Source organism: Bacillus sp. PS217, from assembly GCF_037963535.1.
GTDB lineage: Bacteria > Bacillota > Bacilli > Bacillales > Bacillaceae > Bacillus > Bacillus subtilis.
The window spans coordinates 1,265,890-1,288,907 of the sequence record NZ_CP150157.1; the positions used below are offsets into that span (position 1 = coordinate 1,265,890).

23 protein-coding genes, 1 tRNA gene and 2 pseudogenes are annotated in these 23,018 nt (G+C 38.7%); 11 read left to right on the forward strand and 15 right to left on the reverse strand.

The annotated features are described in order from the left end of the window. Nucleotide 1: 1 nt before the first annotated feature. Nucleotides 2–547, reverse strand: a complete 546-nt coding sequence (locus tag NSQ83_RS06635) for a GNAT family protein (RefSeq protein WP_204551452.1) — start codon at nucleotides 545–547, stop codon at nucleotides 2–4. Between the two features lie 69 nt (nucleotides 548–616). After that, a complete protein-coding gene (locus NSQ83_RS06640) occupies nucleotides 617–1,807 on the reverse strand; it encodes a DUF819 family protein (protein WP_204551453.1) in 1,191 nt (396 codons plus the stop codon). 172 nt (nucleotides 1,808–1,979) lie between these two features. On the opposite strand from NSQ83_RS06640, the gene NSQ83_RS06645 reads away from it, so the two are divergent. Next, nucleotides 1,980–2,052: transfer RNA gene (locus tag NSQ83_RS06645), tRNA-Val, on the forward strand. A 155-nt stretch (nucleotides 2,053–2,207) separates the two neighbouring features. Here the strand turns inward: NSQ83_RS06645 and NSQ83_RS06650 are convergent. From NSQ83_RS06650 to NSQ83_RS06675, 6 genes and pseudogenes are all read right to left on the reverse strand, one after another. After that, the gene (locus NSQ83_RS06650; RefSeq protein WP_212036329.1) at nucleotides 2,208–2,492 is read right to left on the reverse strand and encodes a hypothetical protein; all 285 of its coding nucleotides are present in this window, start codon (nucleotides 2,490–2,492) and stop codon (nucleotides 2,208–2,210) included. Nucleotides 2,493–2,545: 53 nt separating this feature from the next. Next, nucleotides 2,546–2,737 (reverse strand): annotated as a pseudogene (locus NSQ83_RS06655) (hypothetical protein); the annotation flags it as partial. Between the two features lie 92 nt (nucleotides 2,738–2,829). Continuing rightward, nucleotides 2,830–3,120 (reverse strand): contact-dependent growth inhibition system immunity protein, encoded by a 291-nt coding sequence (locus NSQ83_RS06660; RefSeq protein WP_029316956.1) that lies wholly within the window; start codon nucleotides 3,118–3,120, stop codon nucleotides 2,830–2,832. A 16-nt stretch (nucleotides 3,121–3,136) separates the two neighbouring features. Beyond that, a complete protein-coding gene (locus NSQ83_RS06665) occupies nucleotides 3,137–4,999 on the reverse strand; it encodes a T7SS effector LXG polymorphic toxin (protein ID WP_198878870.1) in 1,863 nt (620 codons plus the stop codon). A 213-nt stretch (nucleotides 5,000–5,212) separates the two neighbouring features. Beyond that, nucleotides 5,213–6,310: a hypothetical protein gene (locus tag NSQ83_RS06670; protein WP_198878871.1), complete on the reverse strand. Its 1,098-nt coding sequence runs from the start codon at nucleotides 6,308–6,310 to the stop codon at nucleotides 5,213–5,215. After that, nucleotides 6,310–6,852: a hypothetical protein gene (locus NSQ83_RS06675; protein ID WP_198878872.1), complete on the reverse strand. Its 543-nt coding sequence runs from the start codon at nucleotides 6,850–6,852 to the stop codon at nucleotides 6,310–6,312. The genes NSQ83_RS06670 and NSQ83_RS06675 overlap by 1 nt, the downstream gene beginning before the upstream one ends. Nucleotides 6,853–7,809: 957 nt before the next feature. On the opposite strand from NSQ83_RS06675, the gene NSQ83_RS06680 reads away from it, so the two are divergent. The 4 genes and pseudogenes from NSQ83_RS06680 (at nucleotide 7,810) to NSQ83_RS06695 (ending at nucleotide 10,086) form a co-directional block, all read left to right on the forward strand. After that, nucleotides 7,810–8,208, forward strand: coding sequence for a hypothetical protein (locus tag NSQ83_RS06680; protein WP_088325617.1), 399 nt, complete (start codon nucleotides 7,810–7,812; stop codon nucleotides 8,206–8,208). 135 nt (nucleotides 8,209–8,343) lie between these two features. Then, nucleotides 8,344–8,519, forward strand: a pseudogene (locus tag NSQ83_RS06685) (aspartate phosphatase); the annotation flags it as partial. Between the two features lie 257 nt (nucleotides 8,520–8,776). After that, nucleotides 8,777–9,094 (forward strand): putative quinol monooxygenase, encoded by a 318-nt coding sequence (locus NSQ83_RS06690; RefSeq protein ID WP_088467626.1) that lies wholly within the window; start codon nucleotides 8,777–8,779, stop codon nucleotides 9,092–9,094. Nucleotides 9,095–9,330: 236 nt separating this feature from the next. Beyond that, a complete protein-coding gene (locus NSQ83_RS06695; RefSeq protein ID WP_088467627.1) occupies nucleotides 9,331–10,086 on the forward strand; it encodes an SDR family oxidoreductase in 756 nt (251 codons plus the stop codon). Between the two features lie 159 nt (nucleotides 10,087–10,245). Here the strand turns inward: NSQ83_RS06695 and NSQ83_RS06700 are convergent, their stop codons facing one another. Next, nucleotides 10,246–10,590, reverse strand: a complete 345-nt coding sequence (locus NSQ83_RS06700) for an Ig-like domain-containing protein (protein WP_172480955.1) — start codon at nucleotides 10,588–10,590, stop codon at nucleotides 10,246–10,248. A gap of 553 nt (nucleotides 10,591–11,143) precedes the next feature. Here NSQ83_RS06700 and manR point away from each other — a divergent pair. From manR to NSQ83_RS06720, 4 genes are all read left to right on the forward strand, one after another. After that, complete coding sequence (gene manR / locus NSQ83_RS06705; RefSeq protein WP_088467628.1) at nucleotides 11,144–13,090, forward strand: mannose transport/utilization transcriptional regulator ManR; 1,947 nt, start codon at nucleotides 11,144–11,146, stop codon at nucleotides 13,088–13,090. A gap of 146 nt (nucleotides 13,091–13,236) precedes the next feature. Beyond that, a complete protein-coding gene (manP, locus tag NSQ83_RS06710; RefSeq protein ID WP_088467629.1) occupies nucleotides 13,237–15,189 on the forward strand; it encodes a PTS mannose transporter subunit IIABC in 1,953 nt (650 codons plus the stop codon). A gap of 14 nt (nucleotides 15,190–15,203) precedes the next feature. Beyond that, nucleotides 15,204–16,151 (forward strand): mannose-6-phosphate isomerase, class I, encoded by a 948-nt coding sequence (gene manA, locus NSQ83_RS06715; RefSeq protein WP_088467630.1) that lies wholly within the window; start codon nucleotides 15,204–15,206, stop codon nucleotides 16,149–16,151. 169 nt (nucleotides 16,152–16,320) lie between these two features. Next, complete coding sequence (locus NSQ83_RS06720; RefSeq protein ID WP_088467631.1) at nucleotides 16,321–16,803, forward strand: YjdF family protein; 483 nt, start codon at nucleotides 16,321–16,323, stop codon at nucleotides 16,801–16,803. A gap of 45 nt (nucleotides 16,804–16,848) precedes the next feature. On the opposite strand, the gene NSQ83_RS06725 is transcribed toward NSQ83_RS06720, so the two are convergent. Together NSQ83_RS06725 and NSQ83_RS06730 are read right to left on the reverse strand one after the other, a co-directional pair. Continuing rightward, entirely contained in the window at nucleotides 16,849–17,355 is a 507-nt protein-coding gene (locus NSQ83_RS06725) for a GNAT family N-acetyltransferase (RefSeq protein ID WP_088467632.1), read from the reverse strand. 218 nt (nucleotides 17,356–17,573) lie between these two features. Next, a complete protein-coding gene (locus NSQ83_RS06730; protein ID WP_009967031.1) occupies nucleotides 17,574–17,969 on the reverse strand; it encodes a hypothetical protein in 396 nt (131 codons plus the stop codon). 228 nt (nucleotides 17,970–18,197) lie between these two features. Between NSQ83_RS06730 and ybaK the strand changes: the two genes are divergently transcribed. Beyond that, nucleotides 18,198–18,665 (forward strand): Cys-tRNA(Pro) deacylase, encoded by a 468-nt coding sequence (ybaK, locus tag NSQ83_RS06735; protein WP_198878873.1) that lies wholly within the window; start codon nucleotides 18,198–18,200, stop codon nucleotides 18,663–18,665. 40 nt (nucleotides 18,666–18,705) lie between these two features. Here the strand turns inward: ybaK and NSQ83_RS06740 are convergent, their stop codons facing one another. From NSQ83_RS06740 to cotT, 4 genes are all read right to left on the reverse strand, one after another. Further along, on the reverse strand, nucleotides 18,706–18,900 hold the full coding sequence (locus NSQ83_RS06740; RefSeq protein WP_024572451.1) for a DUF4177 domain-containing protein: 195 nt from the start codon (nucleotides 18,898–18,900) through the stop codon (nucleotides 18,706–18,708). A 161-nt stretch (nucleotides 18,901–19,061) separates the two neighbouring features. After that, entirely contained in the window at nucleotides 19,062–19,361 is a 300-nt protein-coding gene (locus NSQ83_RS06745) for a YjdJ family protein (RefSeq protein ID WP_198878874.1), read from the reverse strand. 619 nt (nucleotides 19,362–19,980) lie between these two features. Continuing rightward, nucleotides 19,981–20,970, reverse strand: a complete 990-nt coding sequence (gene cyoE / locus NSQ83_RS06750; protein WP_072692652.1) for a heme o synthase — start codon at nucleotides 20,968–20,970, stop codon at nucleotides 19,981–19,983. Nucleotides 20,971–21,092: 122 nt separating this feature from the next. Continuing rightward, nucleotides 21,093–21,341 (reverse strand): spore coat protein CotT, encoded by a 249-nt coding sequence (gene cotT, locus NSQ83_RS06755; protein ID WP_015715704.1) that lies wholly within the window; start codon nucleotides 21,339–21,341, stop codon nucleotides 21,093–21,095. Between the two features lie 253 nt (nucleotides 21,342–21,594). Between cotT and pdaC the strand changes: the two genes are divergently transcribed. Further along, a complete protein-coding gene (gene pdaC / locus NSQ83_RS06760) occupies nucleotides 21,595–22,998 on the forward strand; it encodes a peptidoglycan-N-acetylmuramic acid deacetylase PdaC (RefSeq protein WP_198878875.1) in 1,404 nt (467 codons plus the stop codon). Nucleotides 22,999–23,018 lie beyond the last annotated feature (20 nt).

Below are 23,018 nucleotides of genomic sequence, written 5' to 3' on the forward strand. Positions count from 1 at the left end.
ATTATTGTTCGTCATCAGGATTCAGAATCGCGAGGACTTGATGATCCTCCCAAACGCCATTAATTTTTACATTTTTTCGGGCGATGCCTTCTTTATGAAATCCCGCTTTTTCTAAAACACGCATGGACCCGAGATTACGGGGTATCACACCGGCTTCAATCCGATGCAGTTTCAATTCGTGGAACGCATAATCAACAACCAATCTGACTGCCTCTGTCATAATGCCCTTTCCATTATGGGCTTTGTCTAAAAAATACCCGATGAACGCAGTTTGCAGCGCGCCACGGATGATTTGAAAGAGCGAAACCGTCCCGATTAATCTATCGTCTGACGCTATAAAGATGCCAAAATGATATTCTTCATCTTTCTCAAGTCTTTCCTGATACTCGGTTATCCGTTTTCTTTGCCCCTCAACCGTATAGTAATCGTCTGCGCGTATCATAGAAAACTGTTCGAAAAAATCCCGATTTTCGCTTTGCAGCCGCAGATTTTCTTCGGCATCCGTTACTTCTAAAGGTCTAACATAAATGGTTTTTCCTTTTAACATACAGTGATCTCTCCGTTCTCGTGTCAGCATTCCTCTTACATTATTCTCAGGGAAATGCAAATATCCTTTTTATAAGAAGGAAGAAAACCAATTTCCCATAAAAGTGCCAACATAGTTGCCGATTAAGTAGCCGAGCGTACCGACAAGCATGATCGGGGCGACAAGCTCCCGCCATCCCTTGGCAATTGCCATCGCAGCCGCAGTCGTCGGTCCCCCGACAGTAGCGTTGACGGCGAGCAGAATTTCTTCAAGTCGCACACGGAACAATTTTCCAGCAGCTAAGGAAACCGCTAAATTGCTGATCGCAATGATAAACACGAATAATAGAATAAGAGGCGCATTCGTGACGATTAAACGGAGATCTGCAGGAATGCCGATCACCACAAAAAACAAATAAATCAAAAAGGTTCCAAGCTCCTGAGATCCATTGAGCCTTTCAAAAAAACGCGGGAAAAGAAAAATGATAAGAACAGTTAAAGACGTAAGCACCAGGTACTGATCGCCAAGCGTACCGGTCAGCAGGGGATGAGAAAAAATGCTTTTAAAATAACCGGAAACCTTCATACTTACCGCAACAAGCGCGAAAGCAGCACCGGCATTAAATGCGATATCCTTTAAGGAAATATCCTTCCGTTTCCAATAGCTTTCAGCACTGTTTCCGCTGTTTCCATCGGCTTTTACCTTCTCTTCAAACGGCATGGCATAATGCCGCTGAAACCATTTAAGTGCAGGAATGCTGATTAAAATAAAAAACAAAAGCGCCATCATAAAATTATCAGCCACAACGGTAGCCGACACATATTCACCAGGCGTCTCAAATTTTGCCGCCATCGCCGCAAAGTTGACCCCGCCGCCGATATAAGAGGCGCTGATCATCCCGCCGATTTTATCGAGATAGGGAATATGCTGTTTAAGTAGAAAAAAAGCAAGAATGCTCCCAAGCACAGTGCCAGCGGAGCTAATCAGAAAAATAAACAGCAAACGCCTGCTTTCCTTAAAAATTTGCCGAACATTGATCTGAAACAGCAAAAGGGGAATCGCAAGCGGCACCACATAAGCCCACACAGTATCATACACAGGCGACTCAACAGGAACGACTCCTACATTTGTAAACACCATAGCACCTGCAAGGGCGATAATAGCGCCCGACACAGCGGACGCCCACTTAAAGCGCTGCTCCAGCCCGATGCTCACTGCCGCCCACACCGCAATAAACCCCCATAATACCCAAACATCATCGGAAGAAATCAAAGAATGCAAAACCCCATCACCTCTATTGTTAGAAAATTAAGACATATTATAATAGCCGGGGAACGGAACAGCAAGTCCAAGAAAAGTTTTTATAAAAAAGCAGTTGACGAATAGAAGGGAAGGTTATATAATAGAACTTGTCAGAAAGACAACAACATACCCAGCAACACATACATATCATGATTCCGTAGCTCAGCTGGGAGAGCGCTACCTTGACAGGGTAGAGGTCGCTGGTTCGAGCCCAGTCGGAATCATAGCTTAAACCCTTGCGCAGCAAGGGTTTTTTACTTTGCTTATTAATTGATTTGTCATCATTCATCGAGTTGGGGACGAATTGGGGCGGAAGTTTTTTTAAGCTGATTTTGAAGTGATTCAAAATCAGCTCTGTTTCTATGCTAGGTTTAATGGATTATAAAGTTTCAATTTTCTTTTCGATTTTGTGAATAACTTGTTCGAGCCATATGATTGGAGATACGCCGTAACTAAGAATGTCCACTCCGTCAGCAACTTCATCGATAAAATCATTCTTTTCTTCATCCGAATAATCACTGTTAATAAAAACTTTCAATGCAGCTATATCAATTTCTTGCTCTTCTTTTGGTATCTTTTCTAAGTGTTCGTCCAGTGCTGATTCTGGAGTTTCTATACCTTGATAAAAAATAAATACAGGTTCAGAAATTTCGATTTCAATCATTACTTATCACCACCAAGAAATGTTAACTTCAAATCTGAGAAATGGTGCGTATCTTATTCTATATAACTTTCTGTTATATCAATATCATTTGTCATTTCTAAGTCAGGGTATTTTTTATCTAATTTTCTTAAACAATTAATAAGTTCTTTACTTTGTAAACTTTCAGCTAAATCTTCAAATACTTCACTGATCCAATATAAATCTTCTTTATTACAATTTTCTAGATAGCTAATTGTATTTTCTTCAGGTATCGATGGCTATTATGAACCAGCTACAAAAGCGAAATTGAAGTAATATAAAAAGGCCCTCTTAAAATGGGAGCCTTTCAGTGTTTCTTTTAAATAGCTTCTTTTAGTTTTTCTATTACACTTTTCAACCATTCTATAGGTGGTAATCCAATTGTCGGGAAATATATTTCTGCATTACACTTTATAATGTCTTCCTTTTCTTCTTTAGTTAGATCGCTATTTAGAAACTCTTCGCAAAACTTAACTGTAAATAGCAAACCTTCTTTACTAATTTCCTCAATAAATTCGTCTAATGCGTGTTCAGGGGATCGGATATCTTGATGAAATGTTGCACCTAAAAAATTTTCTAATTCGTCTAAGAAATCATAACTTTCATCCATGATACTTCCTCTCTTTCTATTTGGTTGGATATCCTGTAAGAATAAAGTTACCGTTGTTATCTTTTTTGAGTATAATTTTTGCGTTTGTAACGTTTTCTACTAGTTCTGAATTTCTTGATACACTTCTGCCGATTATTTCTCCATCGCCTTTGTATTTTAACATTAATTTAGGTTTTTTAGGATCATCAATCCAATTTTCGATTTTCTTTATATTTTTTGGATCGTTTAAGACTGAATTAGCAATTCTCTCAGCGGTAGCCCTATCTTTAAAAGTAGATGAAGCTGTAATATGTGGGTTAGGATCAGTTCTCAGTCTTTCTATTAATTCTTCGTCGGTCTTCCCAACGTGTCTTTCAATAAGGTGCCCGCCTTTTGCTTCATGAGCAGCTAACCCTCCACCAGGTGCGAGAGGGGTACTATCACCTTGTTTGACATTACCTATACCTATGTTGTTAGAATTTTCAGATTTTCTGAGAACACTCTCTTTTTTATCTTCCGCAATACTCTTTAACAGCGGAGTATTTTTCACGTTAATGGTATTCTCAGCATCTTGAAGGATTCCTTCTAATGCAGGAGTATACCGATTGACAGGAGATTTGACAAACTGTTTTACAGACTTTCCACCTTTCTTAATTGTGCCACTAGCTGCTTTCCCAACTTTAGCAAGGTCTTTCGAGCCTGTTGAGACAGAGGACTTTCCACCTTTCAATAACAGAAGACTTCCGCCCAAATAAGTAACATAGTGCATCCGTGTATATGCATCCCCGTGAATCATTTTTTTATCCCAATTATCCTTCAATGTGTCAACCATACTTTGAAAGGCAGCTTGATAGTCGTATTCCAAAACGGTATCCAGCACTTTTTGAGGATCCTTGTTTAAGTTGTCAATTGTCCAACCGATATTCCATCCGAATTGAATGGCTCCTTCACCGGTATCCTTGGCAAGATCGTATATACCAACAATCGCACCCTTGGCGCCATCACCTATGATTTGCAACACTTCTTTTCCGTTATCCATGAAAGCTTTACGCTGTTCAAGAAATGAAACAAATTCAAGCTGTTCAGGGGTAAGGTTCTCATAGCCGACTTTCTTTGCAATTTCTAAGTATTCATCCGGGTCCGTCACTCTGTCAGCTAGTTTCTTCTTTAGCTCTTTGATTTCTCGTTCTTTCGCTTCGTCTTTCTTGATCTTCAAATAAGCTTCAGTTTGTTTCTCAATATCGCCTTTTTTCTTATGTATGTCACTGTCACGGTACGCCTTGGCATTGTAATGGATGGGGGTAGCATTCTTGCCTTTACCTGTTGATTCCTCAAGCTTTTGGAAGTCCTTCTTGATGAATTGCTCGTTTGGCTCTGATTGGGCATATTCAGTAACAAGTGCTTCGTCCACGCTGCCTAGTTTATCGACTGTTTTTTTGCGTTTCTCCTCCGCATCGGCGAGTTCGTCTTTAAAGTCCTCAGTTGAAAACAGATCAAGCGGAAGGATATCGTCGATATCATGTAAGATATCTTTCATGGCTTTCTTTTGTTCAGACATAATAGATTTTGATTTTGTGTAGGCGTTAGCCAGCTCGTGTTCTAAGAAGGATTCTTCTATATAAGCATCAGATAAGCTGGCGTCCTCTAGAGTGCCTGAAATGCTTGTCAAGAAAGCAATTTTCATATCAAGTAAGTCAATCCAATTGTCAGCTACACCTGCATGGTCTTGATAAAATGCTTTAATGTTGTCGGCGCCTTTGCCGGAAAACTCACTGTCATCTAAATCAGCTACAGCTTTAAAAGCCTTTTTTAGATTGACCATCTGACTTCTTAATTCTTTGTATTCCTTTGCACGTCTATCTGCTTCTGAAAGCAGTGTTTTCGCTTCAAATACTTTCATGTTCATATCCTTTCATTGGGATTCCTCAACAAAATATTACCATGGAAGAATGAAGGGAAAGACAAATAAGTATTTCGAAAGTGGAAAATGATTAATTTGTTCTGGGTAAAATTTCTTACTTTATGATAGGGAATTGGGGAAGAGTTAGTTTATTGAATAAATTGTTGATTAAAAAAGCTCCAATAATAAATGATGAGTGAACCTCTTAGTGGTTCACTCATCATATGGATTATCCAGTTTCTCATTTTCAATTGTATCAACTTTTATATAAGAAGGTTGATTACTTGCTGTATAGTAAAGAAAGCCTGTTATATATACGAGGTTATTAAGGATATCTTCTTCAGTTATTGAATTTGTTTTTCTGTCTAAAAATAATTCAATATCATTAATTTGTTTGTTTTCATATCTAAAAGGTCTAGCAGTTAAGACATAGTGATCTTCATCAGCATCAATAGAATATTTTCGAATAAACGCTGATCCTTCAACAAATTCTTTATTTATTCTAAGACGTTTTATACGGTCTTTTAGAAGAACCCGTGTATGTTTATCTGTTTTAAGATTTTTGAATTGTTTTGCTCTGTCACCTTCAAAAGAAATAAATTCAATTGAAGATCGTGAACTCGGTGCTAATTCCTGAGCATAATGAATTAACTTAATTATATCCTCATCTTCAAACTCAGTTCTAAGTTCGTTTAATTTATTTTCATCTTCTGCTGATGCTAATGCTTTAAAAAGCATTTCCACACTCTGTTTAGTTAAATTATTAATTTTATTAAATTTATCAAGTCGCTCTAAATCATGATCCAGTTTGTTATCCTCGAATAAATCAATTTGATTGAATTCTTTAGTTGAGATAAAATCAACCATATTACTTTGTAAACCAAGTTTTAAGCTTCCCTTTGCAGTAGCTACCAGCTCAAATGAAGGAGATATTAAAACTTCTTCAAGATCTTCATATTTACTTTTGACTAAATTGGTACTATGTCTGATTGCTTTATTTAACTTTTGCAAATATGATCCCACAATATTAATAGGGCCCTTTCCATTCTTGAAGTTTTCTCCCTCAATTCTGATCCAAATATCTAAGTTTTCATTAACTGATTCAATGGAATATTGGCTCCCGGTTTCTTCTTTCAAGAGGTATTCTAGGTGGGTTTCTAGATTCTTGACTAACTGTTTAGCAGATAAGCTGTAAAACTCCAAAAGCTCTTGTTCACTTGCGTATTCAGTTTCGATTCGATGTAAGTTTTCTTTTGCTTTCTTTAAGTTCTCTATCGTGCTAAATATCTCATCTTTTAATCCGTCGACCATCAACCCTCACCTCCTATAAAGTTTATTATATCCGTTTTCGTCACTTTTAGTATTCCTTTTTCGTCCGGACGTGTAACCCATTCGGGGTCTTTATTATAGTCGGGTTCTCTAAGTTTTCCATATTGACCTTTTCTAAATAAAGAAGACCATAAACTTAAGTTTTCTTTAGTATCAGCAATTAAGAGATGGGCTCCAAATAAATTTCTCAACGCCACTTGATTATTAGGGTTCACAAATAACCTTACACCTTCAACATCATGTTCGTCTTCTGCTTTTAATGCAGCTCTCACTGTGTCAGGTGGTATTAGAACGGCGAAATCAACGTCTCCAGGCTCTTGTCTTCCTGTTACAAAACTTCCATTAATAAGTACTTCTTCAGGGATTAATTTAAGGTTGCAAATTCTTTTGAGCATCTGAACGAAATCTTCCCATCTTCTAGTGCGAACTTCATTTGAAACAAAGTGAGTTGATATTTCTTCCATAGTGCAAATGTGTTCCCCTGGAGGAAGATGATAATCATCAAAAAAGTTAGGTATAGTCATTATATCCCACCAAAATTCAAATAGTTTATAATGAATATAAAATAAATATCTCAATTAATCTATCATTTCGACAAAAATAGACATAATAATTATATAGGAACGTTTGTTCTGTGTCAAATTTTGGGGAGGGTAGGTCAGGTAGGTCAATTTAACAGGTTCAATTTATTTAGGGTTCAACTTAAAACGCTCGAACAGACGTTCCTTTATCAATGGAGAAAATATTGGTAAGCCTGTGAACTTACTCATTGGATTTAAGTGGAAAATTGTTGGCAAGTTGTTGCCCAAACCTGCCAACAATTAATATTTTTATTCAGAAGGAATCAGACATCTATTTTGAAATCCCTTGTTGTATAGGTATTTGTCAGGAATAAAAATAACAGCTCAGAAGATAATCACTACCTTGACAGGGTAGAGGTCGCTGGTTCGAACCCAGTCGGAATCATACACGGCGGTTAGAGGCGTTATATCAATGTTTATAGCCGTTTTTTATTGCGTTGACTTTAGGCGTATTAGGAATGCATGGTAGCGGTGACCGTTACCATGTTTGAACGTTCTTATTCTATTAAACCGGAATAGGAGGCGTTTTTTTATGGATAATATTTGGAAAGGGAAACCGATTAAACGAATACGCAGAGGTAACGAGGCCTCAATATTTTGAAGAACAAAAGCAAATAACTGTTATGACTCTTACTCTATTTAACTATCAAGAGGGCTTTTTTACTTAATAGAAACGAGATGTGTGTAACAGTTTCCCTTTGGTGTGAATGTAATTCCATATGACCGTGGCGGTTGCCACCATACTTTACAAACGTGTAATCAGAATTGGCAATTGCATACTTAGCCGTTTTGTCAATGATTTTTTTAGAGGTGATTTTACCATTAAAAGGTAAATGATGGTACTTGCCCATTTAAACAATCTTTTGGCGGGTGTATATTGAATGAAGGGGAGGGATGTAATTGGTCAAGGTTATATTGTCATTTGTTTATTTACTTGGCTTTATTTTTTTAAGTAGATGGTCTTTTGATGGTTTTTTTCATCAGGATTATTTTTCGATTGTTGGTTTGTTGTGGTCTATTATTGTTACATTTTTCTTCGGCATTTACACTGGAAGCCCATTGCTTTTTAACAAGATCACACAATCGAAACGATTAACTGTTAAAAACAAAAAAGCATTTTACGTTTTAAGCGGAGCGGCAGTTATCTTTTTTGTCTTATATTTCATCTTCTCTAAATCTCTCATAAATGAAATTGCGCCCTACACTGTCTTGAGTGGCTATATTCTGACTTGGGTATCTGGGATAACTCTAACTAAACTATTGAAGCCAGAAACAGATGGGAATGTGCAAAAAACATAAACATAATAATATAGACCGCAAGCAAATTGCGGTTTTTTCGGTTAAACGTTAGAAAGATATATTAGTGGTGTCCTGTGAATCCGCATTTACCATCGTCAGAAGTTGGTATTAAAATCAATGAATGTTATTAAGATGATTCGTGCGGTGGATCAACATGGAGTTAATCAAACCATAGAATACTTAGAAAAAAGTAACGATTCTTATGTTGAAGACATTGCCTTTGGGACTGCACCTGCTTATGCAAACTCAAAAGAATTTGAAACCTCTATCATCAAAAAATGGTTGAAACTCAAACACAAATTCAAAGGTGAGAATGACTGTATAACTTTTAAATAGAGATTAAGCTTATCCGGGGCTTGTCATTTGTTTTAGTACGTGGTTTCGCTACAGACTTTACAGTGAAACAATACCAAACATATTTCACAAACTTGATAAAATAACTTCTAAACCTTCCTATAAAATGAAGGTTTTTTATTTGATTTCAATTTTTAAATCCTTTACATACAGCAATTGATTAACTCGAGCAATCAATGTCGCAGTTATATTTATTTTTCAAGAAAATGTTATAATGAAAAGCCATAAAATGATAGGAGGGGGAATTTCGATGCATTACATAACGGCATGTTTAAAAATCATCAGTGATAAAGACCTTAATGAGATAATGAAGGAATTCAAAAAACTTGAGGAAAAAACGAACAAAGAAGAGGGTTGTATTACATTCCATGCTTATCCGCTTGAGCCATCAGAACGTAAAATAATGCTTTGGGAGATTTGGGAAAACGAAGAAGCTGTGAAAACCCATTTCACGAAAAAACACACAATAGACGTTCAAAAACAAGAATTAACGGAAGTAGAATGGTTAATGAAAAGCAATGTGAATGATTGAAAGGCTCTTTAAAAAGAGACATTCAATGACTTAGTATCAGCCACTTGTGACTAAGTAGTAAATTGTTGTCCAACTCTTATTTTTTCTATTTAATATTTTTTGAGACGAAAATGTTTTTTAAAGCTGATTTTAAAATGTATTCAAAGTCAGCTCTGTTTGATTTAATGGATTATATTCTTTGGATAACTTGTTACCATCATAATGGAGATACTCCGTATAAATTGGAGGTTAAAATAATGAGTCATTCTCAAGAAAAAATTGCACTAATTACAGGAGCAAGCAGTCAAGGGGATATTGGTACGGCTATTTGTCGTAAGTTAGCCTCACAGGGTATACATATCTTCTTTACTCACTGGAACTCTGATGCGGCCTGGATAGAAGAATTTCAACAAGAAATTTTACGTATGGGTGTGCGCTGTGAGGCAATGAAAATTGATTTATCAGATGCACATGCTGCATTCACAATACATGAAAAAATTTTAGATAAATTGGGATATCCTTCCATTCTTATTAATAATGCAGCTCATTCCGCAAGTGATAATTATGTATCGTTAGATGCGAAATCACTTGATGATCATTATGCGGTTAATATGAGATCGAATTTTCTTCTTTGTGTTGAATTCGCCCGTCGGTTTAAAAAATCTAATTTAATATCAGGAAGAATCATCAATATGACATCAGGGCAGGATTTAGGTCCTTTGCCTGGGGAGTTAGCGTATGCAGCTACTAAAGGAGCTATTTCTGCCTTTACTAGGTCGTTATCACAAGAACTTGCACCATTGGGCATCACTGTTAACGCTGTAAACCCAGGTCCAACAGATTCTACATGGATGACAGATGAAATAAGAAATTTTCTTTCACCTAAATTTCCAATGGGGCGTATTGGCACACCAGATGATGCAGCACGAATGATTGCTTTTCTTGCAAGTGATGAGGCTGAATGGATAACTGGACAAATTATTCATTCAGAAGGTGGATTTATTCGGGGCTAAGCTACTGAAACACAATATACACCAATGTATGATGTATTCCCAAAACTAAATCTAAACTTGAAGCGCAATTGAAATAAAATAAGGTCCCTTCTCTTTTTAGAGGGGGACCTTATTTTATTCATGCATGTTTTGCATCCAGAAAATCTGGCGGATAAGAGATTAATAAACCGTTACATATACTTTTCCGAATACTGCAGTACCTTTAAACAAAGTAATCGTGGCTTTTCCTTTTGATTTAGCCGTCACTAAACCATTTTGATCGACTTCAGCAACTTTTTGGTTATCAGTCCAATAACGAGTAGCTGAATTATTTTTAACAGAATAGGTTTCTCCAACTTTTAGAGGTAAATCATAGTCTTGAATCTTGATAACATGTGTAGGTGAAATAGAAATGTTCTTTACTTCAGTAGGTGTGGAGTTTATTTCATGAGCTGAAGCTACCCCGCTGACCGACAGAGCTAACGCAGAAATCGATAAAGCAGAAACAACCGTTTTTTTTGAAATTCATTTTGAAACACTCCTTTAAAGTTTTTTGTCTTGCACTATAACAATTCAATAAAAGTAATTATTTTCCTTGTAAATAAATGTTAATAATATGTGAACGATCAACTGATTTGAGCTAAGAATATTGTGTGCCCTGCACAGAGTTTGTATTTATGATGGAAAATTGCTGAGAGAGAATGGCCATCCTTAAAATGTTAATAAAACACATTTGATGGTTATTAGTTTGTTGAGCGTGTGGGAATTTTGTACCTGCACTTTATCCCCGAAGATACCAAATCACTTTTCTTCATCATGTTCTTACTTTCGTACTCATACATTAGAAAATCTTCGTTCTAAATAGGTGAAGAATTGGAGTATTTTTATGAATTTCTGCTGAATATACATTACATAGCAAACTCAAAGAATATAAAAATCGCATTTTTCCGGAAGCTTCGGTAAAAAACGAAACTTTTGTCTCTATGATTTTATTTTATAATGTAAACGGTTTCTTATATAGTATACTTATACTATCAATTTGCTCAAGTAGATACTGACAGGAAGGATAGAAAAACAGATGGAATACATAAATACAAGACAAAAAGAGATTTTGTATCTGTTGTTATCTGAACCTGATGACTATTTAGTTGTGCAAGATTTCGCAGATAGGGTACAGTGTTCTGAAAAAACAATCCGGAATGATTTGAAAGTGATCGAGGATTATCTCAATGAGCATTCTCATGCACAGCTTATTCGAAAACCAGGGTTGGGCGTTTATTTACATATAGAAGAACAGGAAAGGACCTGGCTAAGCCAACAATTACATACTGAACATTTTTCTTCTAGGCAGCGGAGCGATGAAGAAAGAATGCTGCACATTGCTTATGACTTATTAATGAATCCGAAGCCTGTTTCCGCAAAAGACATTGCCGCTCGGCATTTTGTCAATCGATCTTCCATAAAAAAGGATTTATACGCAGTAGAAGAGTGGCTGAAGCGTTTTGATCTCACACTGGTTTCTAGGCAGCGGCTTGGATTAAAGGTTGAAGGGAACGAAAGAAATAAAAGAAAGGCATTGGCAAGAATATCTGATTTGATCCACAATACAGCGTTTACCAGCCAATTTATTAAAAGTAAGTTTTTACATTATGAAGTAGACTTTGTGACGAAAGAAATCAAATCACTACAAAAAAAGCATTCCCTCTATTTCACAGACGAAACGTTTGAAAGTTTGCTACTGCATACATTGTTAATGGTCCGCCGCATCAAAATGAAGCAGCCGATTTCATTGTCCCCAAAAGAAATGGCGGCAGTAAAAAAGAAGAAAGAATATCAATGGACATTTGCTTGTTTACAGCGGCTTGAACCGGTTTTTGCAATCCGCTTCCCAGAAGAAGAAGCCGTGTACTTAACATTACATATATTGGGCGGTAAAGTTCGTTATCCATTGCAGACAGAAGAGAACCTTGAAAATGCTGTGCTTCCTAAGGTTGTAGGGCATTTAATCAATCGTGTTTCAGAGCTGAAAATGATGGATTTTCATAAGGATCAGGATTTGATCAATGGTTTGAACATTCATCTCAATACTGTGCTACAACGGCTGAGCTACGATCTTTCTGTAGCAAATCCTATGCTCAATGACATCAAAAAGATGTACCCTTATTTGTTCCACCTCATCATTGATGTTTTGGAAGACATCAATCAAACTTTTGATCTTCATATTCCTGAGGAAGAGGCAGCATATTTGACATTGCATTTTCAGGCAGCGATCGAACGGATGCAGGGCAGCAGCGAGACACATAAAAAGGCGGTTATCGTCTGCCACATGGGGATTGGGATGTCACAATTGCTGCGGACAAAAATTGAACGGAAATATCACCAAATCGCTGTAATGGCTTGTATTGCAAAGGCCGATTTAAAGGATTATATCAAAAAGCATGAGGATATTGATCTTGTCATATCCACCATTGCGCTGGAGAATATAACGGTTCCCCATATTGTTGTGTCTCCGCTTTTAGAGCCTGGCGAAGAGAAGAAATTAAGTGCGTTTATATGTCAGCTGGGCGAATCACACCGCCAAAAACAAAAAACGTTTCAGATGCTGAACAATACGACTCCTTTTTTGGTTTTTTTGCAGCAGGAGGCAGAGCACCGCTACAAGTTAATCGAACAGCTGGCGACAGCTTTGTTTGAGAAAGGCTATGTTGATAAGGACTATGCGGTTCATGCGGTGATGAGGGAAAAAATGTCGGCGACAAATATTGGATCAGGCATTGCCATTCCTCATGCAAACGCTAAATTTATTAAACAATCAGCAATCGCGATTGCCACATTAAAGGAGCCGCTTGAATGGGGAAATGAAAAAGTTTCACTCGTTTTTATGCTGGCTGTCAAACACGAGGATCAAACTATGACAAAGCAGCTGTTTAGCGAGCTTTCATATCTTAGCGAGCAGCCGGCCTTCGTCCAGAAGCTGACGAAAGAAACCAATGTCATGACATTTTTATCTCATTTGGATTATTAAAAGCAGGGATTATTCCTTGCTTTTTTTGTTATGGGAAAAATGCCTTTATTACCGGAACCTATGGTAAAAAAAACGATTTTAATGAGCTGATTTCGGTATACAGTTGAGACAAGATCTTATTATTCACACTTTAAAGGAGGTTTCCTATGAAACTGTTAGCGATTACATCTTGTCCGAATGGAATCGCCCATACGTATATGGCAGCGGAAAATCTGCAAAAAGCTGCTGACAGACTGGGCGTTAGCATCAAAGTTGAGACCCAGGGGGGAATTGGTGTCGAAAATAAGCTAACCGAAGAGGAAATTCGCGAAGCGGACGCAATCATTATTGCTGCAGACCGCTCGGTAAACAAAGACCGGTTTATAGGCAAAAAACTGCTGTCTGTGGGGGTACAGGACGGCATCCGCAAACCGGAAGAATTGATTCAAAAAGCTCTTAACGGGGATATACCGGTCTATCGTTCCGCTACAAAATCGGAATCCGGTAATCATCAGGAGAAGAAACAAAATCCAATTTACCGTCATTTAATGAACGGCGTTTCATTTATGGTTCCTTTCATTGTTGTCGGCGGATTATTGATAGCGGTTGCATTAACTCTAGGAGGGGAGAAAACACCTAACGGCTTAGTTATTCCGGATGATTCCTTCTGGAAAACGATTGAACAGATCGGCAGTGCTTCATTTTCATTTATGATTCCGATTTTAGCCGGCTATATCGCCTATAGCATCGCTGATAAACCGGGACTTGTGCCAGGGATGATCGGCGGTTATATTGCGGCGACTGGAAGTTTTTATGACAGCGCAAGCGGCGCCGGATTCCTCGGGGGGATTATTGCCGGGTTTTTGGCCGGATACGCGGCACTTTGGATCAAAAAATTAAAAGTTCCAAAAGCCATCCAGCCGATTATGCCGATTATTATTATTCCGGTGTTTGCATCACTGATTGTAGGTTTAGCGTTTGTGTTTTTGATCGGCGCGCCTGTAGCTCAAATTTTCGCCTCTTTAACAGTTTGGCTGGCGGGGATGAAAGGGTCGAGCTCGATCCTTCTGGCATTGATTTTAGGGGCGATGATCTCATTTGATATGGGCGGTCCTGTAAATAAGGTGGCGTTTCTGTTTGGATCGGCAATGATTGGAGAAGGAAATTATGAAATTATGGGACCAATTGCTGTCGCCATTTGTATCCCCCCGATTGGCCTTGGCGTTGCGACGTTTTTGGGAAAAAGAAAATTCGAGGCATCTCAAAGAGAAATGGGGAAAGCGGCATTTACGATGGGTCTCTTCGGCATTACTGAAGGAGCGATTCCATTTGCGGCGCAGGACCCTCTGCGCGTTATTCCAAGTATTATGGCAGGCTCAATGACAGGTTCTGTGATAGCCATGATTGGCAATGTGGGAGACAGAGTGGCGCACGGCGGACCTATCGTTGCAGTGCTTGGCGCAGTTGATCATGTCTTGATGTTTTTTATTGCTGTGATTGCAGGATCTCTTGTCACTGCTCTGTTCGTCAATGTACTAAAAAAGGATATTACGGCGTCTCCTGTGCTCAGTGAAACTGCACCGCCCTCCGCGCCAAATGAAGCTGCGGCAGCAAATGAAATAAAGCAGCCAATTCAAAGCCAAAAAGCTGAGATGTCGGAATTTAAAAAACTGACAGACATTATCAGCCCGGAATTAATTGAACCAAATTTATCGGGGGAAACGAGGGATGACATCATAGATGAATTGATTCAGAAATTGTCACGAAGAGGTGCGCTGCTTTCAGAGAGCGGGTTTAAACAAGCCATTTTGAATCGTGAACAACAGGGAACAACGGCGATTGGCATGAATATCGCGATTCCGCACGGAAAGTCTGAGGCGGTCAGGGAGCCGAGTGTTGCCTTTGGGATCAAACGATCAGGCGTTGATTGGAATAGCCTGGATGGATCAGAAGCTAAATTAATCTTTATGATTGCTGTACCGAAAGAGAGCGGGGGAAACCAGCATCTCAAAATACTGCAGATGCTATCTCGTAAGCTAATGGATGACAATTATAGGGAGCGGCTGCTCTCTGTGCAAACAACAGAAGAAGCCTACAAGCTGCTAGAAGAAATCGAATAAAGCGGGGGATTTTCATGACGACTGAACCGTTATTTTTCAAGCCTGTTTTCAAAGAAAGAATTTGGGGTGGGACCGCTTTAGCTGATTTTGGCTATACCATTCCGTCACAACGAACAGGAGAGTGCTGGGCTTTTGCCGCGCATCAAAATGGTCAAAGCGTTGTTCAAAACGGAATGTATAAGGGGTTCACGCTCAGCGAATTATGGGAACATCACAGACATTTATTCGGACAGCTTGAAGGGGATCGTTTCCCTCTGCTTACAAAAATATTAGATGCTGACCAGGACTTATCTGTACAGGTGCATCCGAATGATGAATATGCCAACATACATGAAAACGGTGAGCTTGGAAAAACAGAATGCTGGTACATTATTGATTGCCAAAAAGATGCCGAGATTATTTATGGCCACAATGCAACAACAAAGGAAGAACTAACTACCATGATAGAGCGTGGAGAATGGGATGAGCTCTTGCGCCGTGTAAAGGTAAAGCCGGGGGATTTTTTCTATGTGCCAAGCGGTACTGTTCATGCGATTGGAAAAGGAATTCTTGCTTTGGAGACGCAGCAGAATTCAGACACAACCTACAGATTATATGATTATGACCGAAAAGATGCAGAAGGCAAGCTGCGCGAGCTTCATCTGAAAAAGAGCATCGAAGTGATAGAGGTCCCTTCTATTCCAGAGCGGCAAACGGTTCACCATGAACAAATTGATGATTTGCTAACAACGACATTAGTTGAATGCGCTTACTTTTCGGTGGGGAAATGGAACTTATCAGGATCAGCAAGCTTAAATCAGCAAAAACCATTCCTTCTTATCAGTGTGATTGAAGGGGAGGGCCGTATGATCTCTGGTGAGTATGTCTATCCTTTCAAAAAAGGAGATCATATGTTGCTGCCTTACGGTCTTGGAGAATTTAAACTCGAAGGATATGCAGAATGTATCGTCTCCCATCTGTAACATGGCAGGGCTTGAGAAATAAATTTGCGAGTGAAGACGCCTATTCTACAGCAATGATCTAAATAAAATAAGAGTTTAATAGTTGGAGAAGAAATGTTACACTCTTTTCTGTATATGGTAAAGAATGAAAAAACACGATTCGGTTGGTAGTCCGGATGCATGATTGATCATGTCAGTAACCTTCCCCTCCTCGGGATGTCCATCATTCTTTAATATCTTTTATGAGGAGGGAATCGTTATGAAATTAACGGTTTACTATGATGGTCAGTTTTGGGTAGGCGTTGTTGAAGTTGTGAACAATGGAAAGCTAAGAGCCTTTCGTCATCTTTTTGGCACAGAGCCGAGGGATTCTGAAGTATTAGAGTTTGTTCATAACCAACTTTTGAATATGATGGTCCAAGCTGAGCAGGAAGGAGTTCGTTTACAAGGCAGACGTCAAAAAAAGATCAATCCAAAAAGATTGCAGCGCCAGGTTTCAAAAGAGTTGAAAAACGCCGGAGTAACTTCTAAAGCTCAAGAGGCGATAAAGCTAGAGCTTGAAGCAAGAAAGCAAAAGAAAAAACAAATAACGAAAGAACAACGAGAATATGTAAAAGAGCAAAGGTATATGCTCAAAAAGCAAAAAGCGAAAAAGAAGCACAGAGGTAAATAATCCAAACAAACGCAGGCGCAGTGCCTGCGTTTGTAATTAAGGACTCTACTTTGTAACATATATCCAATGCATATAATCCGCTGATTTATGATCCAATATAAACCCTAACTTCTCCAAAGTTTTTTGTGAACCTAGATTATCATGTTCGCATCTTGCGGTGATCCGGTTAACTGTTTCTTGGCTTAATGCCCAGTTTATTAGTTTTTGGGCGGCTTCCACACAATAACCTTTGCGGCGATGACTTTTATTTGTTGCAAAACCAATTTCAATCATGCCATTCTCGTCTGGATCACCTAAAAATCCAGTTCCTCCAACAATTTCATGATTGTCCTTCTTTACAATAATCCATGAATCAAATCCTTTTGTTCCATTGTTTTTCACTAAAATCTCGCGGAAATAAGGTATCGCTTCAAAAAAATCAGAATTTGGCCATTCACCATTTGTTTCATAACCTAGGTTTTTGATAGCCTGATGATCTTGTTTAGAAGCGGCGTCAAGAAGGGGAATATCAATCGTTTTTAATCGTAATCGATTCGTTTCAAGAAGAACCATATATGTAATCCTCTTTTCTTTTTACTGGGAACAATGATAACATATAACAATTTTCTCTGATACCTTGGCAGTAGAGAAAGATGAAGAAATTGAGGGGAATTGAAAGATTGACAGGTGAGAGTTTGCCCAGACCAAAAACGGGTAGGAAAATGCCGATGTTAATGTGTACCTACCCGTTTTTCTGTTCCTGAATGCAGGGTTTCTGATAACTTGATGAGCTACCTTTTCGCAATCAAATAAAGCGATATGGCTCTTTGGGTTTGCACAGGATTATGAATGATAATGACCCATTGGTTTCTTCGTCTTGGAAAGCTTGCTACCGCATACAATGGAGCAGTATCGCGCGGAGTGAACCCACCATTTATCACGTTGATATCTCTTCCTTCTAGATGACAAACTAAGTATTCACCTGGATTGATGACCTGTTGGTTCGTCCATGCGTAAGAATAAAAGCCGTCTCCAAGATCTTCGGTGGAAGATGGGGGGACAAAGCCATCTACAGTCAATGTGATTTCTCTTCTTCGCTGTCTTTCTGAAAAATCTGGACTTCTTTGAGGGTTATGAGTATGTGAAAAGTAAGGAATTAACGCAGGGCCATAAAAGTAATGATACAAAGCAACCACTCCTTTATTTTCCATTCATACAAATTGTATGTGGGAGTTATTTGTTCATTCCTGTTTTGTTCCATGTAGACTAATAATGGGCTATAGGCGTCCAAGGAAATCAATTTGTCCTTTCGTTGATTCAATGCTAGTAACCTTGAAAATGCAGGTTAGGATGATAGAATTTACATATTACTGCAAGAAGTTAGATATACATCATTTTGATAGTGGGTGAAAAAAATGGCAAAAACAAATGCGGTTCGTCTGATAGAACAGCAGAACATCTCTTATGAGGTATTAGGGTATAAAACAGACGGCCAGCCTGTAGATGGCATCTCTGTTTCGGAAAAAATCGGTTATCCTGTGAAATATGTATATAAAACGTTGGTTGCAGCAGCAGGAACAAATCATTATTATGTCTTTGTTGTACCCGTTGCAGAAGAGTTAGATGTAAAAAAGGCAGCAAAGGTGACAGGGGAAAAGAAAATAGAAATGATTGCAATGAAGGAGCTATTAGCGGTAACTGGCTATCTTCGCGGCGGCTGCTCGCCAATTGGCATGAAAAAATTGTTCCCGACCTATATTGATGCATCTGCAGAAACGCTTGATTTTATCATTGTCAGTGCAGGGAAAATCGGTATGCAGCTAAAGTTGGCGCCACAAGATTTAGCCAAATCATGTGATGCCGCATTTGCAAAAATTGTATAGATGCAGATATAGGGGAAACGAAAAAGCTTAGTCATGTCGATTAAGCTTTTTCCGTATCTCTTTCAAATATGATTTCAAAATAAGCAGCTGCCCCATACCCATCTATACTGGGAGCGAAAATCTGAACGAATCTCCAGCCTCTTTTCGCATAATCATGGATGATTTGCTGGTAGTCTTCTTTAGGCCTTCTTCTCATCGTGCTCAGCTCAACTCTTACAAATTCATATTCTTTCATCGTTTGATCCCTCCTATTAAGGTATACGTAAAATTGAGCAAGAAGTTCCGAAAACCTAGGTTAAGGTCTGCCTCACTAAACACAGGAACATCTTGAAGAGTTAAGGGGCTATAAAAACGAATTTTACCGGGTCAGCAGTCTAAATGAATCTCTTGCTTATTTCATTTGACTGAGTATATAAGTAAAAAAAGAGCGGCCAGAACATATAAGAAGGAGATGATCATTAACGCACTCATAACAGGGTAGTGTTTAGCGGAGTAGATGAAAAAATCAAGCTGTGAAATTTGTTTGGGGCTGCTGACGGCATCAATTCCATTTAGCAGTTTTGAGAGTTTAGCAGTATAGTTCCAATCAAATCGATCTGAAACAAGCTCGCTTCCTTGATACCAATTAACAGCAGCTAAAAACAGAAATACCATAATAGAAAATCCAAGCTGAACAACTAAAAATATTCCCTTCACTTTTGTATGACCTCCAAATCTATGAATATGGGAAAATCAAACAATATATTACCACCGTATGAGTTATTCTTGCAATTTCACTTTCATACAACTCAAACGCAAGTCTATTTTTTTGTTTGTTTTTGGCTTATAATACCTGATGATGGAAAAAGAGTGCGGGTTTATAGATTAGAGAAACAAATGTATTTCTTAGCATTTTTTATTTGTGGAGAGAGTATAGAAGCATTCGATTAGATCTGCTTTTTCACAGAAACGCTTTTCATCTGTTTGCCTGAGCTTTACAATTGGCTGGCAAAAAAACAATGATTTCTTTCAATCAAAACATGCAACGATGCGACATATTTTATATCTTGATGACTTATCTCATTGCCTTTAAGTCATTCTATCGAGAAAGCGATGGTATTTTATGAACAAAGAAACCCTAAAAAACATACTCATGATTTTTTCAATATGCGCAACCCTCCGAGAAACCGATGGTATGCGCATAGCTGATAGCTGGATTTTGAGTGAGATTATACGATTTTTGATTTGCATGGCTGTGTTTTTTGCCATGACATTTCTATTAGATGCTGTTTTTCCAAACAAAAAAGAGTCACATTAATGTGTGGCTCTTTTTGCATCATCTGATCAGAAACATCATAAATGAATCGATCATCATGATGAAGAACAGCAAGCAAAAATAAATAAGCGAGTAGACAAACATATCCTTTGCCCACTTCACGTCATCGTCTGTTTTGAATCCTTTGATGCTTTTTTTAATCCATATGCCTCCGAGAACCAAGGCGGCTAAGAAATAAAATGGGCTTATATGGCCGGTGCCTAGAGAGAAAGGAAATAATAGCGTGACCGGCACCAGGACGGCAATATATTGCATCATTTTTATTTTTGTTACATGATTGCCTTTGACTACTGGCAAGAGCGGAACGCCAGCAGCGCGATACTCCTCTTTGCGTCTTATCCCAATCGCCCAAAAATGCGGCGGCTGCCACAGAAACATAATCGTGTATAACAGCACTGCTGTCATACTGAAGTCACCGGTTACGGCACAATACCCCATCAATGGCGGCGCAGCTCCTGGGAAGCTCCCGACAAATGTGCTCCACACAGACGTTCGTTTCACCCATACCGTATAGATGATCGCATAAAAAATAAAGGCGGCCAGTCCGAGATAGGCCGTTAATGGATTGAGGGAATAAAGCATGGCAAGGCCTGCGATCCCTAAAACAGAGCCATATGTTAAGATCATGGCTGGCGGCATTTTCCCTGTGACCGAGGCCCTGCTGCGAGTGCGTGCCATTTTTGCGTCCATATGCCGATCAAAATAGTTGTTATAGACAGTGCCGGAAGCCATCACAAACGCGGTTCCCAACATTGCTGTTACCATTGTCATCAAAAAAGCCAAGCCGGTTAACGTTTTTTCTGCGCTTGCAAACGCGATCCAAAACCCGCCGAAGGCTGCTATCGAGTTTGATATGATAATGCCCGGCTTTGCAAGTTTGATAAAATCGTAAATGGTTACCCGGTTCGAAGCTTTTATGTATTTTGTTTCAGATATGGCTGCAGAATCTCTTGTATTCTCCAAAAATAGACGCCTCCCCCAAAACTGCATGCTTTTGTTATCGTAACAAGAGGGGGACGGAATCACAATTATTTCCTATATTTGTCATGATATTGTCATTTTTAAAACAAAAAAATGGGGAGCTGGACTGCCCCCATTTTGATATGCGGCGACTAGTAACCGTAACCTCCGCCATATCCTCCGCCATAACCGCCGCCGTAACCGTGCCAAGGGTAGTAAGGCGGTCGCGGGCGCGGGTAGTAATAAGGTGGGCGCGGATAAAACGGGTAGAACGGATAATACGGTCTTGGATAATAATAAGGCGGATAAAATGGCGGTCTCGGACGCGGATAATAATAAGGCTGTCTTTCATCATAAGGGGTAATTTGTTCAAATGACTGTTCATTCAAAGGGTAATCCAAGAGGAAAACCTCCCTAGCTTTTTTTATTCCTTTTACCATATTCCTGATGCTTAAGTTGGGTGTATGTACATTCATGAAATTCGGTTTTTTTTATGATGAAATTCCTTAAAAAGGATTGACATGAACTTCTAAATCTCATAGTATTACAAATGTGAAATAAATGTTACTACAATGTTACAAAAACATTTCTAAATAGATACAGTTCCAACTGATGAAGAGTAAATCGAAATGGCTACGAAAGAAGGAGTTTTTGTTGTTGGCAAAAAGAATCAAATGGTTTCATGTATTAATATCAGTTGTATGTGTGGTGGGCCTTATCGGCTTTTTCCATAATCATTCATTGAAAAAAGAAACGGTCATGAATAAAGTAAGAACTGATTCTCAATATGGGAATGTTGAGATCGCAACGCTTGTGAATGACGGGAAAACTTTTAATTACGCGGTTAACTATCCCGTTTTCAAAAATGAAAAAATGGATTCGGCATTAAAAAGATTCGCAGAAAAAGAGGTTCGTCAATTTCAAAAGGAAACAAAAGACGTTGACCAAGAGCATACGACAAAACGCAACGAATTAAATGTTGATTATAAAATTGTCCATTATGCCAAACAGACAGTGGCGATTGTATTTAATGAATATAAATACATCGGCGGGGCACACGAGCAAACCGTGAAAAAAACGTTTAACTATGATTTTAGTAAACAAGCGTTTCTTTCCATTGATGATATTTTCAAAGAGGACGCTGACTACTTACATAAGCTTTCGTTAATCGCTTATCACGAGCTGAAAAAGAATAAGGACATTGCCGCGGACGATGCACTGTTAAAGGAAGGGACGGCTCCGAAAAAAGAAAATTTCAGCCGCTTTGCCATCAAGGAGGATTATATCGAACTTTACTTTGACACATATCAGGTTGCAGCAGGCTATCTTGGAGAGCAATCGATTGCCATTAAGAAAAGTCTTTTGAAAGACATTCTGAAAGAACAATATATTGATAAAGCAAAAAATAAAAATAAAATCAAAGAACAAAAGCCGAAGCATGAAGTGATTTCTTTACCCAAAGAGGAAACGGTTGATCCAAATCAAAAAGTCATTGCGCTTACTTTCGACGACGGCCCGAATCCTGCGACAACAAATCAGATTCTAGACTCCTTGAAGAAATATAAGGGTCATGCCACGTTTTTTGTTTTGGGGAGCAGGGTTCAATATTATCCGGAAACGCTAATAAGAATGCTGAAAGAAGGAAATGAGGTGGGGAACCATTCATGGAGCCATCCGCTTCTCACAAGGCTTTCAGTGAAAGAAGCGTTAAAGCAGATCAATGATACGCAAGACATCATTGAAAAAATAAGCGGATACCGTCCGACGCTTGTAAGACCCCCATACGGCGGCATTAATGATGAACTGCGGAGTCAAATGAAAATGGATGTTGCGTTATGGGATGTTGACCCGGAAGATTGGAAAGACCGTAACAAAAAAACAATTGTTGACCGTGTCATGAATCAGGCGGGAGATGGAAGAACCATTTTGATTCACGATATTTACCGCACCTCTGCTGATGCGGCCGATGAAATTATAAAAAAGCTCACCGATCAAGGCTATCAATTGGTGACAGTTTCTCAGCTTGAAGAGGTTAAAAAACAAAGAGAAGCGAAATAAATTACAAAAGGCTGTCCGTA

Coding starts and splice junctions, on each gene's coding strand:
- NSQ83_RS06635 (WP_204551452.1), bottom strand. CDS start 547: ATGTTAAAAGGAAAAACCATTTATGTTAGACCTTTAGAAGTAACGGAT.
- NSQ83_RS06650 (WP_212036329.1), bottom strand. CDS start 2,492: ATGATTGAAATCGAAATTTCTGAACCTGTATTTATTTTTTATCAAGGT.
- NSQ83_RS06660 (WP_029316956.1), bottom strand. CDS start 3,120: ATGGATGAAAGTTATGATTTCTTAGACGAATTAGAAAATTTTTTAGGT.
- NSQ83_RS06665 (WP_198878870.1), bottom strand. CDS start 4,999: ATGAAAGTATTTGAAGCGAAAACACTGCTTTCAGAAGCAGATAGACGT.
- NSQ83_RS06670 (WP_198878871.1), bottom strand. CDS start 6,310: ATGGTCGACGGATTAAAAGATGAGATATTTAGCACGATAGAGAACTTA.
- NSQ83_RS06675 (WP_198878872.1), bottom strand. CDS start 6,852: ATGACTATACCTAACTTTTTTGATGATTATCATCTTCCTCCAGGGGAA.
- NSQ83_RS06690 (WP_088467626.1), top strand. CDS start 8,777: ATGAAAAGCCATAAAATGATAGGAGGGGGAATTTCGATGCATTACATA.
- NSQ83_RS06695 (WP_088467627.1), top strand. CDS start 9,331: ATGAGTCATTCTCAAGAAAAAATTGCACTAATTACAGGAGCAAGCAGT.
- manR (WP_088467628.1), top strand. CDS start 11,144: ATGGAATACATAAATACAAGACAAAAAGAGATTTTGTATCTGTTGTTA.
- manP (WP_088467629.1), top strand. CDS start 13,237: ATGAAACTGTTAGCGATTACATCTTGTCCGAATGGAATCGCCCATACG.
- manA (WP_088467630.1), top strand. CDS start 15,204: ATGACGACTGAACCGTTATTTTTCAAGCCTGTTTTCAAAGAAAGAATT.
- NSQ83_RS06720 (WP_088467631.1), top strand. CDS start 16,321: ATGTCAGTAACCTTCCCCTCCTCGGGATGTCCATCATTCTTTAATATC.
- NSQ83_RS06725 (WP_088467632.1), bottom strand. CDS start 17,355: ATGGTTCTTCTTGAAACGAATCGATTACGATTAAAAACGATTGATATT.
- ybaK (WP_198878873.1), top strand. CDS start 18,198: ATGGCAAAAACAAATGCGGTTCGTCTGATAGAACAGCAGAACATCTCT.
- NSQ83_RS06740 (WP_024572451.1), bottom strand. CDS start 18,900: ATGAAAGAATATGAATTTGTAAGAGTTGAGCTGAGCACGATGAGAAGA.
- cyoE (WP_072692652.1), bottom strand. CDS start 20,970: ATGCAGTTTTGGGGGAGGCGTCTATTTTTGGAGAATACAAGAGATTCT.